Here is a 15,179-nt window from a genome sequence, read left to right on the forward strand (position 1 = left end):
ACGGGCCTCCAGTCCGCAGGTCAACGACTCGTGACGCGACCCGTCGCGACCCAGCCGAGCCGGCGGATGCTCTCGTGGTTGCGGAACCAGATGCCCGGCTGCGCGATGAAGCCGGGGACCAGTGAGCCGGGGCCCTTCACCGGGTTCTCCCGCAGGGTGACGCGGCTGCCGCGGGGGTGCGGTTCCACCTCGACCTCGACGCGGGCCTCACCGACCGGCCAGCCGCGCGCCTGGATGACCATGCGCCGGGACTCGTCGTACTCGAGCACCGTCGTGGTGTCGTTGATGACCAGCGGCCAGATCCCGAACGAGTGGTGGATCCTCGTGCCGACGGCGGGCCAGCCCGGGTCCTCTCCCCGCATGCGGGACGCGCCGACCACCCACGTGGGGTAGAGCCAGCCGTCGCGGAGCACGTCGAAGACGGCCTCCGGCGAGCAGTGGATGATGCGGACGTTCTTGGCCATGGTGGATCAGTCCTCCGGGGTGAGATCGACGTCCTCCGGCAGACCGAAGGTGTGGCGCAGGGCGCTCTTGGCGGCGTGCCACCCGGCCATGCCGTGCACGCCGGGCCCCGGGGCGGACGCCTCGGAGCAGAGGTACATGCCGCCGCCCATCCGCCACGGGTCGCTCGAGAGGACCGGGCGCTTGACGAGCTGCCAGAAGCTGGCGGCACCGGCGGCGATGTCGCCGCCGACGTAGTTGGGGTTGTACTCGCCCATCTGGACAGCCGTCCGCGAGCTCGACGCCAGGATCGTGTCGCGGAAGCCCGGGGCGAAGCGCTCGATCTGACGGGTGACCATCTCGGTCGGGTCGACGTCCGAGCCCGCGGGCACGTGCGCGTAGGCCCAGAAGACGTGCTTGCCCGCCGGCGCCCGGCTCGGGTCGACGACGGTGGGTTCGGCGCCCAGGACGTACGGCCGCTCGGCGTGCTGTCCGCGGGAGACGGCGCCCTCGGCGTCGGCGATCTCGGAACGGGTCCCGCCGATGTGCACGGTGCCCGCGCGGCGCAGTTCGGCGTTCGTCCACGGCACGGCGTCGGACAGCGCGAAGTCGACCTTGGCCGCGGCGTTGCCGAACCTGAAGCGTCGCAGGGCACCGCGTCTCGGGGTCGGGATCTGCTTCCCGGCGATCCGGAGCATGCCGGGGACGCTCGTGTCGAACAGCACGGCCTTGGCGGGGGTCAGGTCGGCGAGCGACCGGACCTCGTGCCCCGTGGTGATCGTGCCGCCGTGTGCGACGAGGTCGGCGGCGAGCGCGTCGACGATCGCCTGGCTGCCACCGATCGGCACCGGCCAACCCCTGGCGTGGGCGTAGGAGCCGAGCGACAGGGCCGCAGCGGCGGTGGACAGCGAGGGCAGGTGCTGGATCGAGTGCGCCGCGACGCCGGAGACCATGGCCGCGGCGGTGTCACCGCGGAACCGGAGGTTCCACGCGGCGCTGCCCTGCTCGAGTGCCCGCAGGCCGAAGCGCAGCACCGTCAGCGGGTGGCGCGGTACGTGCAGCAGGGCGTCGGTGGCGAAGTCGGCGACCTGGTCGGCGTTCCGTGCGAGCGGTGCCATCAGGTGTTTGAACGCGGGGCCGTCGACGCCGAGCTCCGCGGCGGTGCGGTCGAGGTCCTGGTACGCGATGCCCGCGCGGCCGCCGTCGAGCGGGTGGCCGTACTGGACCTCGGGCAGGCGCAGCTCGATGCGGTCCTCCATCCGGAAGCGCCGGAAGAACTCGGACTGCAGCGCCATCGGGTGCACGGCGGAGCAGACGTCGTGCAGGAACCCGGGCAGCGTGAGCTCCGACGTGCGGGCACCGCCACCGATCGTGTCGTTCCGCTCGACGACCTCGACGGACAGTCCTGCCCGCGCGAGCGTCACCGCTGCGGCGAGCCCGTTCGGCCCCGCCCCGACCACCACCGCATCGACCATGCGTCGAGCCTACGGCCGTGTGCCTCGGCGCCTTCGGAGCCGGCGGGTCAGATGACCGCCCAACCGCGGTCCACGACGTCGCTGCGACGCGCGAGCACCTCGTCGATCCGATGTGCTCCCTCGATGAAGCGGCGAGCGTCGGGGTGGACGAAGCCGACGATCTCCAGGACGTCGTCACGGACTCGTTCGAGTGGTGCGGTGAACACGGGTTCGTGGTGCGCGAGCCGGTTCCGGAAACGACGGACCTCGTCGAGCTCGCGGTGCAGCTGCTTCCGACGAACGGCTCGATCCGCGGGAACGCCCGACGGACACGCGGCTGCCACAGCGCGGTCTCGTAGCTGAGCCGAGGGTGCCGCGGGATTCCCGCATCGGTGAGGCCCACCCAGAAGCCGAGACTCGTGGCCGCGACGACGTCATCAGCGGCGGGCGCGTCGGTCCCCCGTCGCGTCAGTGTCCGCTGCGCACTGTCGATGGCACGTCGTTCCCGGTCCATCAGGGACACGTCCGGGTCGTTCCACCAGTCGTCGCGGCGTCCCGAGCGCAGGGCGTCGTGGATGGCGTTGCGGACGACGACCTCGAGGCAGCCGAGCGGACCCCAGAAGGCCGAGGCGATCTCGCTGTTCCAGGCGGAGAGCCGGATTGCCCTCGCGCGGTCGCCCCCGGCGGATCGGAGGTACCGATCGAAGCGTGGGACGCCGAGCAGGCCCGGGAGGTCGGGGAGTTCGGCTGGATCGATCACGCGCACTCCCCCAGAGAAAGCAATTGCCCCAGGAGTCCGGCTGAGCCGAATGGTCCTGGGGCGTTACTCCTTCAGCCTACCGCAGCCGACCAATATGTCAAACACCGAGGGGTCAGCTGCGCGCCGCGTCTGCGTCCGAGGCGTCGGTGCCCTCGTCGCCGGCATCGGCGTCGTCGGGCTCGTCGGTGTCCTCCACGGAGTCCGGACCCGAGCCGACGGGGTGCTCTGCGAGCAGCGCCGCGAAGTCCTCGTCGAGCATCTGCTGCACGCGGTCGTCGCGGCCGATCTCGTAGCCCTCGGTCGGACGCTGCGCCCACCCGAGGCGCCCCACGACCGTCGTGCCGATGTCGTCCCAGGCGCGGGCCCGGGCGGCGAGGACGATGCGGTCGACGAAGCCCTTGTCGTCCCGACGCTGCTCGAGCATCGTGGCGAGCTGTTCGTAGGTGGCCTCCCGCGTGCGGAGCTTGAGGTCGTCCCCGCGGCGGTAGTCGTGCTGGTGCTTCGACCGGCCCTTCTGCTTCATGGCCTTCGAGCGGATCTCCCGCATGCGCTCGGCGTCGCCGCGCTGCTCGGTCGCCATGCGGAGGAGTTCCTCACGCGTGGCCTCGGCGGCGACGGCGTGGTCGAAGTACCCGTTCTCGCGGAGGGAGGTCGTGATGATCCGGTTCGCGACGGCGATCACGATGGCCGCGCGCGAGATGAGGAAGCCCTCGTCCACGGCCCGCTTCAGCTCGACCTGGCTGATGGGTCGCTCGGTCGAGGTCTTGCTGCGCCGTCCGAACAGAGCCATGCCCCGAACGATACCGGCGTCCGGTGTCCGTCAGCCCGCAGGTGGACCCGGATCACCGCCTGGAGGGACGACTCGCCCCGACGGCGTCCGTAGCGTCGTCGACATGCTCACCGCACCCGAACCCACCCGTACCGGACTCGGCACCGCCAGCCTGGTGCTGGGCATCTGCTCACTGCTCGCCGGGTGGACGTTCTTCGCCCCGGTCGTCGGCCTCTGCCTGGGGATCGCCTCGCTCCGGAGGGAACCGGCTGCCCGGGGCCGCGCGGGCTGGGGCGTCCTGCTCGCCGTCGTCGCCCTGGCGATCTGGGTCGTGCTGCTGGTGCTCGCCGTCGGTGCCCACACGTTCGCGCTCTGGCAGCGGTCCGTCCACGGCTCCTGACTCCCGTGCCCTACGAGTCACGCCCCGCCCCGGTCGTCGCGCCCCGGTGTGACGGGGCGCGATGACCAGAGCGGGGCGCGATGCCGACCGCCGCCGCGCGTTACTCGTACCGGAGCGCCTCGATCGGGTTCTGCCGGGCCGCCCGACGTGCCGGCAGCGTGCCAGCGAGGAACGCGATGAACATCACCACGAGGATGATCGTGATCACCGAGGACGGTGCGAACTGCAGGATCTGCAGGCCCGGCAGGTCCTTGAGCAGGGTGCCCGCGAGCACGTTCGAGATCGCGGTGCCGAGCCCGATCGCGACGCCCGCCCCGATGGCGCTGCCGAGGAAGCCGATGAACACGGCCTCGAGCGAGAACAGCGTGTAGACCTTCCCGCCGCCCATGCCCATGGCTTTCATCAGGCCGATCTCGCGGGTGCGCTCCTGCACGCTCATGAGCAGCGTGTTGATGATGCCGAACCCGGCGGCGATCAGCGCGATCACGGCGAAGGCGTTGAGCACGCCGACGATGCCGCTGATGACCGTCTGGAACTGGCCGAGCTGGTCCTGGATCTTCTGGCCCGTGTAGCCGTCGTCCGCCAGGGCCTTCTTCACGTCGGACACGTCAGCGCCGGACTGCACCGTGGCCGAGGCGCTGGCGTACGAGGTCGCGATCGACGAGGGCTTGCCGATCTCCTGCGCGGACTGCATGGCGTCGGTCAGGGCCGTGTTCGCACCGGCGCCGCCGCCGAAGAGCGACTCGTTCTGCACGCCGACGACCCTGGCGGTGAGCGTGTGCTCCGCGCCCTGGTAGTCGTCGACCGCGAACGTCAGGTCCTCACCCACGGCGGCCTTCGCGCTCCCGAGCCCGAGGTTCTTCAGGTAGTCGGTCGGCAGGATCACCTGGTTCGACTTCGTGTCGTCGTCGAGCTGCCTCCCCGACGCCAGGTCGGCCTTGAGCTCCCCCGCGTTGGCGGTCAGCGTGACGACGTACTTGCCGTCGTCGCCGTGCTCGGCGTACTTCGGGCTCAGTGCGACGGCCGGGCGGACAGTGCCGATGCCGTCGACGCCCTTGACCTTGTCGATGTCGGACGCCGACAGGAACCCGAACGACGCCGGACCCCGGTCGACGCTCTGGGTGGAGGCGTCCGGGTCGTACTTCGCCGGGCCGCTGTCGGTGCTCGACGAGTCGACGGCCTTCGTGATGGTCAGCGAGCCGGTGTCACCGATGGAGGCGACCTGGGTGTCGATGTAGTTGCCGACACCGGTGCCGATCGCCGAGGTCAACGTGATGGTGAACGCGCCGATGAAGATCGCGATCACGGTGAGCGTGGTGCGGAGCTTGGAGCGGAAGGTGTTGCCGACCGCGGTCCGGAGGAGGTCGAGGAAGTTCATGCGGAGTGCCTCCCGTGCTGGTCGGTGGCGTCCGAGGCGGTCGCGGCGCCAGGGGACGCGACGGCGGCAGCGGGGCCGTCCGACCCGCCCACGATGAGCCCGTCGCGCACGTTGACGCTCCGGTCGCACCGCGCGGCGAGCTCCTCGTCGTGGGTGACCACGACGAGCGTGATGCCCCGCTCGCGCTGCAGGCCGAAGAGCAGGTCCTCGACGACCTGCCCGGTGTTCGTGTCGAGGTTGCCGGTCGGTTCGTCGGCGAAGATCACGCTCGGCTCCCCCACCAGCGCCCTGGCGATGACGACGCGCTGCTTCTGCCCGCCGGACAGGTCGTTGGCGTCGTTCTTGGCCTTGTCCGCCAGGTCGAGGGCGTCGAGGGCGGCCATCCCCCGGCGCTTCCGCTCGGCTCCGGAGACGCCGGCGATCTTCAGCGGCAGCACGACGTTGTCGAGCACCGTGGTCTTCGGCGTCAGGAAGAACTGCTGGAACACGAACCCGAAGGTGCTGTTCCTGGTGCGGTTGACGTCGCGGGCGCTGAGCGTCGCCGCGTCGGTGCCGTCGAGCAGCACCTGCCCGGCGGAGGGCTTGTCGAGCAGCGCCAGCAGGTGCATGAGCGTCGACTTGCCCGAACCGGACTTGCCGACGATCGCCAGGCTCTCACCCTGGTTCACCGCGAGCGACACCCCCTTGAGCGCGTCGAACCGCGACGAGCCGCGGCCGTAGGTCCTCGTGAGGTCTCGGACCTCGAGCACGGGAGTGGTCATGGGCCTGAGCGTAGTGGCCGATGCACGAGTGAAAGTTTGCATCTGCTGCAAACCACGTGACGTTCCGGTTACAGTCGTCCCATGCCTGAGTCCGTCGCGCCCCCCGCACTCGGTCTCCGCGACCGCAAGCGGATCGAGACGCGCCACCGGATCGCCGAGGCCGCACGCTCGCTGGCCCTCGAGAACGACATCGACCACACCACGATCGAGCAGGTCGCCGCGCGCGCCGACATCTCGCCGCGCACCTTCTTCAACTACTTCGAGAGCAAGGAGGACGCGGTCCTCGGGCACACCGAGCTCGACCTGTCCCCCGAGGCGCTCGACGCCCACCTCCGCACCGTCGCGGGCGAACCCGCGGCGCAGGCCGTCGTGGACCTGGCGTTCCTGGTGTTCGGCGAGACGTTCGGCGACGAGCGCGAACGGCTCGCCCGCAAGGAGCTGATCGTGCGCTTCCCGCAGCTGATGCGCCGCCAGGTCAGCCGGATGACGACCGTGGCCGAGGCCATGACCGGGGCCGTCCGCACGGTCCTGGAGCGCGACCCGGCCTGGGGTCCGGAGGCGGCGACCGCGCAGGCCGCCGAGATGCTGCTCGGCATGGTGATGACCGCGCTCCGCAGCGCGGCCCGGCACGAGGGCACCGACCCGGACGAGGTCCGCAGTCGGGTGGTCGCGCTGATGCGCGACACCGCGGCCCGCATCGCAGCCGGCTGACGGACAGACGGGAGGCTCCCCACCGGACCGGTGGGGAGCCTCCCGTCTGTCCGTGGTCCGTCAGGCGGCGCCGTGGCTGGCGCGGCTGCGTCGCGAGAGCGAGTCGATGATGACCGCGAGCAGGAGCACCGCGCCGGTGATCATGTAGCGGATCGACGAGTCGAGGCTGAGCAGGGTCAGGCCGTTCGAGATCGACTGGATCACGATGATGCCGAGCAGGGCCGACCAGGCGCTGCCTCGACCACCGAACAGGCTCGTGCCGCCGATCACCGCAGCGGCGATCGCGTTGAGGTTCGTGTCGCCGGCACCCGAGGACAGGCTCGCGGAGTTGAGGCGTGCCGCGGCCAGGATCCCGCCGATCGTGGCGAACAGCGAGGTGAGCACGAAGACCGAGATGTAGATCCGGTTCACCCGGATGCCCGAGCGCCGAGCGGCCTCGACGTTGCCGCCGACCGCGAAGACCGAGCGGCCCCAGCGGGTGCGCTTCAGCATGAAGTTCATGAGCACGACGAGCACGACGAAGAACACGAACGAGGTGCCCGTGCCGAAGTCGCGCGACAGGTACCAGACCATGACGCCGAGGCCGATGAACAGCGCGAGCGACTTGGCGATCGTCAGCGACATCGCGCCCGTCGACAGCCCGGCACGGCGTCGACGACCGGCACGGCGGACCTCGGTGACGAACAGGCCACCGGCCGCGACCGCGGCGAGCAGGTACGCGAGCCACGGGGGCAGGTACGACGCCGAGGCGAACTGCACGATCGGCGACGAGTACGGCAGGTTGATCGAGCCGTTCGGACCGAGGATGAGCAGCTGCAGGCCGAGGAAGCCGAGCAGCCCCGCGAGCGTGATGACGAAGCTCGGGACGCCGAACCGGGTGAAGAGCAGGCCGTAGAGCAGGCCGGCGGCGGCACCGACGGCGAGCGCCACGACGAGCACGAGCCACAGCGGCCAGCCGAGCGTCGTCAGTCCCTGGCCGAGGATCGCGGCCGAGAGCCCGCTGACGCTGCCGACGGAGAGGTCGATCTCGCCGAGGAGCAGGACCAGCACGATGCCGATCGCGATGGTGCCGACCGCGGCGCACTGCAGCGCGAGGTTGACGAGGTTGCCGGGCGACAGGAAGTCCGGCGACAGGGCCTGGAACACCGCCCAGATCACCACGAGGCCGACGACCACGGGCAGGGAGCCGATGTCACCGCCGCGGACCCGGCGGACGAAGGCCTTCGCGGCCCCGCCGATCCCCTGGTCGCGGAGCAGTCGCTCGTCCTGCAGGTCGGCCGCTGACGGGGTGGGCGTCGCGGCGGTCAGGGTCTCGTCGGCCTTGCTCATGCGGTGGTCTCCTGCTCGGTCCTGGCGGCGGCGCGACGGGTGACGGCGTTGTCGGTCGCTCCGGTGATGGCCGCGATGATCTCCTCGTAGGAGACGTCGTCGATGCGGAACGTGCCGTTGTTCCGGCCGAGGCGGAGCACCGCGACCCGGTCGGCGACGGCCTGCACGTCCGCGAGGTTGTGGCTGATGAGCACGACGCCGAGGCCGCGCTCACGGAGTCGTTCGACGAGGTTGAGCACCTCGGCGGTCTGGGCGACCCCGAGCGCTGCGGTCGGCTCGTCGAGGACGACCACCTGCGGGTTGCCGATGAGCGACCGGGCGATGGCGACCGTCTGGCGCTGGCCGCCGGAGAGCGAGGCGATCGGGATGCGCACGGACGGGATCCGCGCGGCGAGCTGCTGCAGGAGCTCCCACGAGCGGCGTTCCATCTCCTCCTCGTCGAGGAAGGGGTGGCTGATCTCGCGGCCGAGGAACAGGTTCGACACGACGTCGAGGTTGTCCGCGAGCGCGAGGTCCTGGAACACGGTGGCGATGCCGAGCGACTGGGCGGCCGCCGGGTTCGGGACGGTGACCTCCTCGCCGTTGAAGGTGATCGTGCCGCCGTCGGGCGTGTAGACGCCGGCGAGGATCTTCACGAACGTGGACTTGCCGGCGCCGTTGTCGCCGACGATGGCGATCACCTCGCCCGCGTGCACGTCGAAGTCGATGTCGCTGAGGGCCTGGACGGCGCCGAACCGCTTCGTGATCCCGCGGAGGGACATCACCGGCTCGGAGGTGGGGTGTGCTGCTGGGGACTCGTTGCTCACGGGGTCGTCCTCGATCGGTGGGGCCCGCCCGGTCCGCGTGGGACCGGGCGGGCGGTTGTTCGGACTAGTTGATGCCGGCGGTGGAGCAGGCGGCGGCGTACTGCGACGTGCAGACCTGCTTCGTCGTGTAGAGGCCGTCCTTGATCACCGTGTCCTGGACGTTGTCCGTCGTGACGGCCACCGGGTCGAGCAGGGTCGAGGGCACGCTGTCGCCCTTGGCGGTCTTCACGGTCGAGTCACCCTTCGGCGACTTGCCCTGGGCGAACTGGATCGCCAGGTCCGCGGCCTGCGAGGCCTCGGGCTTGAACGCCTTGTAGACGGTCATGTACTGCTCCCCCGAGAGGATCCGCTGGATGCCCGCGAGCGACGCGTCCTGTCCGGTGACCGGGGGCAGCGTCTTCACGCCGCTCGACTTGAGCGCCGCGATCACACCGCCGCCGGTGTCGTCGTTCGCCGCGTAGACGCCGGTGATCTTGTCCGCGCCGAGCTTGCTGATCTGCCCGGAGGCCCAGTCCTGCGCCTTGGCGGGGTCCCAACCGGGTGTGTCGTACTCGGCGAGCACCTTGTAGTCGCTCTTGTCGATGACCGAGTGCGCGCCCTTCTTGAACTGGGACGCGTTGTTGTCGGTCGGCGAGCCGTTGACCATGATGATCCCCGAGCCGGCCGGCACCTTCTTCGCCTTGAGGGCGTCCACGAGGGCCTGCCCCTGGAGCTGTCCGACCTTCTCGTTGTCGAACGAGATGTAGTAGCTCAGGTCCGGGCTGTCGATGAGCCGGTCGTAGGAGATGACCGGGACCTTCTTCGCCTTGGCCTGCTGGACGATGGACGCTGCCGCCTCGCCGTCGAACGGGTCGAGGACCAGGACCTTGACGCCCTGCGTGAGCATCGACTGCGCCTGCTGGAGCTGCTTCGACGCGTCACCGTCGGCGTTGGCGTAGACGACCGAGCAGCCGCTGCACTGCTTCTTGATCTCGGCGGTGAAGAGCGGACGGTCGGCGCTGGCGTATCGGGCGGTGACCGAGTCGGGCAGGAGCAGCCCGATCTTGGCCTTCGAGGCGTCGCCGCCGCCGCTGCCGGACCCCGTTCCGGCACCGGCACCGTTCGAGCAGCCCGCCAGGGTGGTGATCGCGATCAGGAGCGCGCCGACGCCGAGCATGGCGCGTGTGGTGGATTTCTTCATTGAAACGTCCTCCGACAGGTGGACCGCCCACGTTGGCGGTGCCCTGAGTGTGCCAGCGGGCGTTCTTGGCTGCAAGAGTTGAACGCAAGGGGTGCGGCCCGTGACGAAATCGTTATCGAAGGAGGTTCGTCACCTCGCTCGGGTGACGTCCACCGCCTCGATCGCCACGGCGAGGGCCCCGGTGACGGCGGCCTTCTCGCCGAGCTGCCCCTGCACGACGTCGGGGGTGCCGTCCGCGTCGATGATGAGCATCGACTCGAGGGCGTGCCGCATCGGGCCGAGCAGGAGCTCTCCGGCGCGGGCGAACTCCCCCGTGACGACGACCCGCTCGGGGTCCAGCACGTTGCAGAGCCCGACCGCCGCGGTGCCGATCGCCCGCCCGGCGTCCGCCACCGCGCGGATGCAGGTCGGGTCGCCGGACATCGCCCGCAGGATCAGGTCGGTCAGCTTCAGCGTGCCCACCTCGTCCCGGACGGACTCGAGGACCGCTGGGGCGCCGGCGACGGCCTCCAGGCACCCGCGGTTCCCACAGCGGCAGATGGGTCCGTGCGGCACCACGGGCGTGTGTCCGAACTCGCCCGCGACGCCGTGGTGGCCGCGGAACAGCCGGCCGTCGAGCACCAGCCCGGCGCCGATGCCGTTGCCGACGTCGAGCGTGACGACGGTGCTCCGGCCGCGCCCCGCGCCGCTGCGGTGCTCCGCGAGGGCCGACAGGGTGGCGGCGTTGTCGAGCTGCACGGGCTTGCCGAGCCGCTCGCCGAGGGACTTCCCGATCGCGATGCCGTCCCACCCGCGGAGGATCCCGCCGCGCGCGGTCATCCCCGTGCGCTTGTCGATCGGGGCGGCCACCGCGAGCCCGACCGACAGGACCTCGGCCATGGACGAGTCCACCGACTCGGCCATGTCCATCACGAGCAGGGCGGCCTTGTCGAGCTCGGCGTCGGCGCGGTGGTCACGGGCCAGGGGCATGTGCCGCTCGGCCAGCACGGCGCCGTTGAGGTCGGACAGCGCCACGCGGAGGTGCCGCGGCGCGACGTGCACCCCGGCGACGAGCCCGAGGCCGTGCGGCAGCGTCACCCGGAGGGCCCGGCGCCCGCTCGAGGTGCTCGGGGTGGCGTGCAGGGCGCCCGTGGCGACGAGCTCCTTGACGATGTTCGACACCGTGGCCGGCGAGAGCCCCGTCGCGCCCGCCAGCTCGACCTGGGTCAGTCCCCCGTGGCGCTTGACGGCCTCGACCACCCGTCCCCGGTTGGCTTCACGCAGTGAAGCTTGGCTGCCCGGACTCCGGCGTGGTTCTGACACGGGGACAGCGTAACCGGGGGCGTCCGGCTACTTCGTGATGAAGCCTTCCTTGACCATCCAGTCGAAGGCGGCGTCCACCGGCTCGCGACCCTCGACGTCGACCTGCCGGTTGAGCTCCTGCAGCACGGCGTCGGTCAGCTTCGGGGAGATCTGGTCGTAGATGCCCTCGAGCTGCGGGTACTCCTCGAGCGTCACGCTGTCGAGCACGGGCGCGACGTTGTACGCCGGGAAGAAGCCCTCGTCATCCTCGAGCACCTGCAGCCCGAGCGACTTGATGCGGCCATCGGTGGTGAAGACCTCGCCGAAGTTGCACGTCCCGCGGTCGGTCGCCGTGTACACGGTGCCGGTGTCGAGGATGTCGACGTTGCGCTTCGGGATCGCCCCGTCGCCGGAGCCACCGAGCTGCATGCCGTACTTCGCGAGCATCGGCTTGAACCCGTCGGCGCGGGAGTTGAACTCGGACTCGACGCAGAACGTGCGGTCCTCCGCGGGCAGGTCGGCGATCTGCGAGAGCTTCGTGATGCCGCCGAGGCCCTTGACCGCCTCCTTCCGCACCGCGAACGCGTACGTGTTGTTCATCGGCGCCGGCGGCAGCCAGGTGAGGCCGTTGCCGGCGTCCTCGTCCTTGACCGCCTGGTACTGCTCCTGCTTGTCCGGGATGCCCTCCTTGTGGCCCATGTAGGTCAGCCACGCGGTGCCGGTGTACTCGTACGTCATGTCGGCGTCGTGTCCGGTCATGAGCTGCCGCACGGCGACGCTGCCCGGGACGTTCGTCTCGTCGGTCACCTGGAACCCGGCGGCCTTCGCGGCGAGCACGGCGATCTTGCCGAGCACGAGCTGCTCGGTGAAGTTCTTCGACGTGACGGTGATGTGGGCGTCCTCGGGCAGGTCGGCGATCCGCTTGATGGTGCCGGGCTCGGCCGCGGGGACGAACGAGGTCGCCGGCTGCAGGCCGCACCCGGTCAGGGCGAGGGCGGCGGCACCGGCGACGAGGGTCGCGGCGATCCGACGGGTGCGCTTCGTGCGGGTCATCGGAGTCCCTTCGGTCGGGCGAACGTCTCGACGATGCGGCCGAGCCAGTCGATGGACAGCGCCAGGAGCGCGATGAGGAGCGCACCGGCGACCAGCACCTTGGGCAGGAACAGGTTCACGCCCGTGGTGATGAGCAGCCCGAGGCCACCGGCACCGATGAACGTCGCGAGGGCGGCGGACCCGACCAGGAGCACCAGGGCGGTGCGGATGCCCGCGAGCATCACCGGCACGGCCAGCGGCAGTTCGACCTTGAGCAGGACCGAGAACGCGCTCATGCCCATGCCACGACCGGCCTCGACGGTGCGCTGGTCGACGCTCTCGATGCCGATGATCGTGTTCCGCAGCACGGGCAGGATCGCGTAGAGGACGAGCGCGATCACGGCGGCCCAGAACGAGAAGCCCAGCCAGAACGCCAGGAGCACGACGAGGCCGACCGCGGGTGCGGCCTGGCCGAAGTTCGCGACGGCGAGGATCACGCCGCTGGCCCGGCGGAGGGGACCGCGGGTCAGGACGATGCCGAGCGGGATGCCGATGACGAGCACGATGGCGGTCGACACGATGGTCAGCATCAGGTGCTGCCACGTCAGCGCGAGCAGGTCCGCCGGGTTCAGCGTCGTGCGCTCGGTGTCGGTGAGGTCTGCCGTGTTCAGCCAGACGGCGAACGCGGCCAGCACGACCAGGATCGCGACGGGCTGGATGACCAGGCCCTTCCAGGACGTCGCGTGCCCGCCGGACTTCGTGGTCGCGGGGTCGACGACGACGTCAGTCATCGGTGCCCCCGGTCGTCGATGCCTGCACCGGGGACTTCGGCAGGGTCTCGATCGGGTTCGTGTTCGTCCCGACCGGCGTGTACGCCTGCTCCTCGGCCGCGGCGGCGCGGGCGCGGGTGATGGCCTCCATGACCGTCTCCACGGTGATCACCCCGCGGAAGGCGTCACGGCCGGCGGTGACGAGGGCAGCACCCGCGCTGGACACGAGCATGGTGTCGAGCGCGTCGTTGAGCGTCGCGGCCTCACCGACGACGGGCAGGTTCGGGTCGATGCCGTCGGGGATGCGCTCCAGGCGCTCGAGCTGGCGGCGCGACGGCCACCCGATCGGGCGCTGCCGGCGGTCGACGACGACGGCGTGCCCGTGGCCACCGGCCTCGCGCATCCGCTGCAGGACGGCCTTGGCCTCTTCACCGGGGGAGCAGGTCACGGCGTCGACGACCTCGACGTCGCGGACCCGGTTCAGCGTGAGCTGCTTGAGCCCGGCACCCGAGCCGATGAAGTTCTCCACGAACTCGTTCGCGGGCTCGGCGAGGATGCGCTCCGGGCTGTCGTACTGCACGATGTGCGCGCCCTCGGAGAAGATGACGATCCAGTCGCCGAGCTTCACGGCCTCGTCGAAGTCGTGCGTGACGATGACGATCGTCTTGTGCAGCTCCGCCTGGATCCGGATGAGCTCGTCCTGCAGCCGTGCCCGGGTGATCGGGTCGACGGCCCCGAAGGGCTCGTCCATGAGCAGCACGGGCGGGTCGGCGGCGAGCGCCCGGGCGACGCCGACGCGCTGCTGCTGGCCGCCGGAGAGCTCGCGGGGGTAGCGGTCGCGGTAGGTGTCGGGGTCGAGGGACACCAGCTCGAGGAGCTCGTCGACGCGGGCGGCGATCTTCGTCTTGGACCAGCCGAGCATCTTCGGCACGATCGCGATGTTCGCGGCGACCGTCATGTGCGGGAAGAGCCCACCGGCCTGGATCACGTAGCCCATGCGGCGGCGCAGCTCGTCGCCGTCGATCGAGGTGACGTCGTCGTCGCCGACCACGATGCGCCCCTCGGTGGGCTCGATGAGCCGGTTGATCATCTTCAGCGTGGTCGTCTTGCCGCAGCCGGACGGGCCGACGAGCATGACGATCTTGCCCGCGGGGATCTCGAGCGTGATGCCGTCGACGGCGGGCTTGGCCTGGCCCGGGTACCGCTTGGTGACGGTGTCGAGCAGGATGCTGCGGCCCGTGACGTCCCCGTCGGGGGCGGTGAGGGTGGCGTTGTCAGTGGACACGGATACCTCGCGAGGTGGTCAGGCGGCCGAGGCCGAGGAGCAGGAGGTCGAGGACGAGGGCGAGCAGCACGACGCCGACCACACCCACCACGACGGAGTTGAGGGAGTTGGCGCCGCCGAGCCGCGACAGTCCGGAGAAGATGAACCCGCCGAGTCCCGGGCCGAGGGCGTAGGCGGCCACGGCGGCGACGCCCATCACCATCTGTGCGGAGACCCGGACACCGGTCAGGATGATCGGCCACGCCATCGGGAGCTCGACCTGCACCAGCGTGCGGAAGCGGCTCATCCCGATGCCGCGCGCTGACTCGACGACGGCGGGGGAGATCTCGGAGAGCCCGACGACCGCGTTGCGGAGGATCGGCAGGGCGGCGAAGAACGTGACGGTGACGACGGACGGCACGACGCCGAACCCGAGCGGCACCAGGAGCAGCCCGATCACGGCGAACGACGGCAGGGTCAGCCCGATGGTCGACAGCTCGTTCGCCGCCGACCGGAAGCGGGGGATGCGGTAGACGAGTGCTGCGAGCACCACGGCGATGACGGTGGCGAGCACGACGCACTGGACGACCAGTGAGAAGTGCTGCCACGAGGCGAACCAGATCTGGTCCCACCGCTCCACGACGTACTGGAACACGGAGTCGGTCCCTTCCCGGTCGGCAGTCCGGCCCGCGGATCGGGGCACGAACCCGGCCAAACGTAGCCAAGGCGTCCGCGACCTGTACAACCGTGGAACCGCTTGCCTTCGGGAACCTGCACGACCGCGCAGACGGAAACCCCTGGTCAGGGAGGGTGAGGGCCGGTGACCCTGGGAGAACGGTAACG

16 protein-coding genes are annotated in these 15,179 nt (G+C 70.6%); 2 read left to right on the plus strand and 14 right to left on the minus strand.

The genetic code is table 11. The features are described from left to right. Positions 1–20: 20 nt before the first annotated feature. The 4 genes from OXR63_RS03830 to OXR63_RS03845 all read right to left on the minus strand — a co-directional run bounded on the left by OXR63_RS03830 (position 21) and on the right by OXR63_RS03845 (position 3,445). Positions 21–464 (minus strand): SRPBCC family protein, encoded by a 444-nt coding sequence (locus OXR63_RS03830; protein ID WP_267420189.1) that lies wholly within the window; start codon positions 462–464, stop codon positions 21–23. Positions 465–470: 6 nt separating this feature from the next. After that, positions 471–1,916 (minus strand): phytoene desaturase family protein, encoded by a 1,446-nt coding sequence (locus OXR63_RS03835; RefSeq protein WP_267420191.1) that lies wholly within the window; start codon positions 1,914–1,916, stop codon positions 471–473. A gap of 47 nt (positions 1,917–1,963) precedes the next feature. Further along, positions 1,964–2,122: a hypothetical protein gene (locus OXR63_RS03840; protein WP_267420192.1), complete on the minus strand. Its 159-nt coding sequence runs from the start codon at positions 2,120–2,122 to the stop codon at positions 1,964–1,966. A gap of 645 nt (positions 2,123–2,767) precedes the next feature. Further along, positions 2,768–3,445: a hypothetical protein gene (locus OXR63_RS03845; RefSeq protein WP_194659469.1), complete on the minus strand. Its 678-nt coding sequence runs from the start codon at positions 3,443–3,445 to the stop codon at positions 2,768–2,770. A gap of 103 nt (positions 3,446–3,548) precedes the next feature. Between OXR63_RS03845 and OXR63_RS03850 the strand changes: the two genes are divergently transcribed. After that, on the plus strand, positions 3,549–3,824 hold the full coding sequence (locus OXR63_RS03850; RefSeq protein ID WP_267420196.1) for a hypothetical protein: 276 nt from the start codon (positions 3,549–3,551) through the stop codon (positions 3,822–3,824). Between the two features lie 100 nt (positions 3,825–3,924). Here OXR63_RS03850 and OXR63_RS03855 read toward each other — a convergent pair whose 3' ends face one another. Continuing rightward, the gene (locus OXR63_RS03855) at positions 3,925–5,202 is read right to left on the minus strand and encodes an ABC transporter permease (protein ID WP_267420197.1); all 1,278 of its coding nucleotides are present in this window, start codon (positions 5,200–5,202) and stop codon (positions 3,925–3,927) included. After that, on the minus strand, positions 5,199–5,963 hold the full coding sequence (locus tag OXR63_RS03860; protein WP_267420198.1) for an ABC transporter ATP-binding protein: 765 nt from the start codon (positions 5,961–5,963) through the stop codon (positions 5,199–5,201). The genes OXR63_RS03855 and OXR63_RS03860 overlap by 4 nt, the downstream gene beginning before the upstream one ends. Before the next feature lie 81 nt (positions 5,964–6,044). Between OXR63_RS03860 and OXR63_RS03865 the strand changes: the two genes are divergently transcribed. Continuing rightward, complete coding sequence (locus OXR63_RS03865; protein WP_267420199.1) at positions 6,045–6,674, plus strand: TetR/AcrR family transcriptional regulator; 630 nt, start codon at positions 6,045–6,047, stop codon at positions 6,672–6,674. Positions 6,675–6,734: 60 nt separating this feature from the next. Here the strand turns inward: OXR63_RS03865 and OXR63_RS03870 are convergent, their stop codons facing one another. The 8 genes from OXR63_RS03870 to OXR63_RS03905 form a co-directional block, all read right to left on the minus strand. Next, the gene (locus OXR63_RS03870; protein WP_267420201.1) at positions 6,735–8,003 is read right to left on the minus strand and encodes a sugar ABC transporter permease; all 1,269 of its coding nucleotides are present in this window, start codon (positions 8,001–8,003) and stop codon (positions 6,735–6,737) included. Beyond that, positions 8,000–8,764 (minus strand): ATP-binding cassette domain-containing protein, encoded by a 765-nt coding sequence (locus OXR63_RS03875; protein WP_194660142.1) that lies wholly within the window; start codon positions 8,762–8,764, stop codon positions 8,000–8,002. Before OXR63_RS03875 ends, OXR63_RS03870 begins: the two co-directional genes overlap by 4 nt. Before the next feature lie 109 nt (positions 8,765–8,873). Beyond that, complete coding sequence (locus OXR63_RS03880; protein WP_267420203.1) at positions 8,874–9,989, minus strand: sugar ABC transporter substrate-binding protein; 1,116 nt, start codon at positions 9,987–9,989, stop codon at positions 8,874–8,876. 129 nt (positions 9,990–10,118) lie between these two features. Next, a complete protein-coding gene (locus OXR63_RS03885; RefSeq protein ID WP_267420205.1) occupies positions 10,119–11,291 on the minus strand; it encodes an ROK family transcriptional regulator in 1,173 nt (390 codons plus the stop codon). A gap of 27 nt (positions 11,292–11,318) precedes the next feature. Then, positions 11,319–12,323, minus strand: coding sequence for a glycine betaine ABC transporter substrate-binding protein (locus tag OXR63_RS03890; protein WP_267420207.1), 1,005 nt, complete (start codon positions 12,321–12,323; stop codon positions 11,319–11,321). Beyond that, positions 12,320–13,093 carry an ABC transporter permease gene (locus tag OXR63_RS03895; protein WP_267420209.1) on the minus strand — a complete coding sequence of 258 codons (774 nt, stop codon included), beginning with the start codon at positions 13,091–13,093 and terminating at the stop codon, positions 12,320–12,322. Before OXR63_RS03895 ends, OXR63_RS03890 begins: the two co-directional genes overlap by 4 nt. Beyond that, positions 13,086–14,357 (minus strand): ABC transporter ATP-binding protein, encoded by a 1,272-nt coding sequence (locus OXR63_RS03900; protein ID WP_267420211.1) that lies wholly within the window; start codon positions 14,355–14,357, stop codon positions 13,086–13,088. The genes OXR63_RS03895 and OXR63_RS03900 overlap by 8 nt, the downstream gene beginning before the upstream one ends. Further along, positions 14,347–14,991, minus strand: coding sequence for an ABC transporter permease (locus OXR63_RS03905; protein WP_071277029.1), 645 nt, complete (start codon positions 14,989–14,991; stop codon positions 14,347–14,349). The genes OXR63_RS03900 and OXR63_RS03905 overlap by 11 nt, the downstream gene beginning before the upstream one ends. Between the last annotated feature and the right edge of the window lie 188 nt (positions 14,992–15,179).

This window comes from Curtobacterium sp. GC_Cur_3 (genome assembly GCF_026544205.1).
Lineage (GTDB): Bacteria > Actinomycetota > Actinomycetes > Actinomycetales > Microbacteriaceae > Curtobacterium.

What these genes read in the sequence shown, in the direction of transcription:
- OXR63_RS03855 (WP_267420197.1), bottom strand. Translation starts at nt 5,202, where the DNA reads ATGAACTTCCTCGACCTCCTCCGGACCGCGGTCGGCAACACCTTCCGC.
- OXR63_RS03895 (WP_267420209.1), bottom strand. Translation starts at nt 13,093, where the DNA reads ATGACTGACGTCGTCGTCGACCCCGCGACCACGAAGTCCGGCGGGCAC.
- OXR63_RS03865 (WP_267420199.1), top strand. Translation starts at nt 6,045, where the DNA reads ATGCCTGAGTCCGTCGCGCCCCCCGCACTCGGTCTCCGCGACCGCAAG.
- OXR63_RS03880 (WP_267420203.1), bottom strand. Translation starts at nt 9,989, where the DNA reads ATGAAGAAATCCACCACACGCGCCATGCTCGGCGTCGGCGCGCTCCTG.
- OXR63_RS03850 (WP_267420196.1), top strand. Translation starts at nt 3,549, where the DNA reads ATGCTCACCGCACCCGAACCCACCCGTACCGGACTCGGCACCGCCAGC.
- OXR63_RS03890 (WP_267420207.1), bottom strand. Translation starts at nt 12,323, where the DNA reads ATGACCCGCACGAAGCGCACCCGTCGGATCGCCGCGACCCTCGTCGCC.
- OXR63_RS03860 (WP_267420198.1), bottom strand. Translation starts at nt 5,963, where the DNA reads ATGACCACTCCCGTGCTCGAGGTCCGAGACCTCACGAGGACCTACGGC.
- OXR63_RS03830 (WP_267420189.1), bottom strand. Translation starts at nt 464, where the DNA reads ATGGCCAAGAACGTCCGCATCATCCACTGCTCGCCGGAGGCCGTCTTC.
- OXR63_RS03835 (WP_267420191.1), bottom strand. Translation starts at nt 1,916, where the DNA reads ATGGTCGATGCGGTGGTGGTCGGGGCGGGGCCGAACGGGCTCGCCGCA.
- OXR63_RS03870 (WP_267420201.1), bottom strand. Translation starts at nt 8,003, where the DNA reads ATGAGCAAGGCCGACGAGACCCTGACCGCCGCGACGCCCACCCCGTCA.
- OXR63_RS03875 (WP_194660142.1), bottom strand. Translation starts at nt 8,764, where the DNA reads ATGTCCCTCCGCGGGATCACGAAGCGGTTCGGCGCCGTCCAGGCCCTC.
- OXR63_RS03845 (WP_194659469.1), bottom strand. Translation starts at nt 3,445, where the DNA reads ATGGCTCTGTTCGGACGGCGCAGCAAGACCTCGACCGAGCGACCCATC.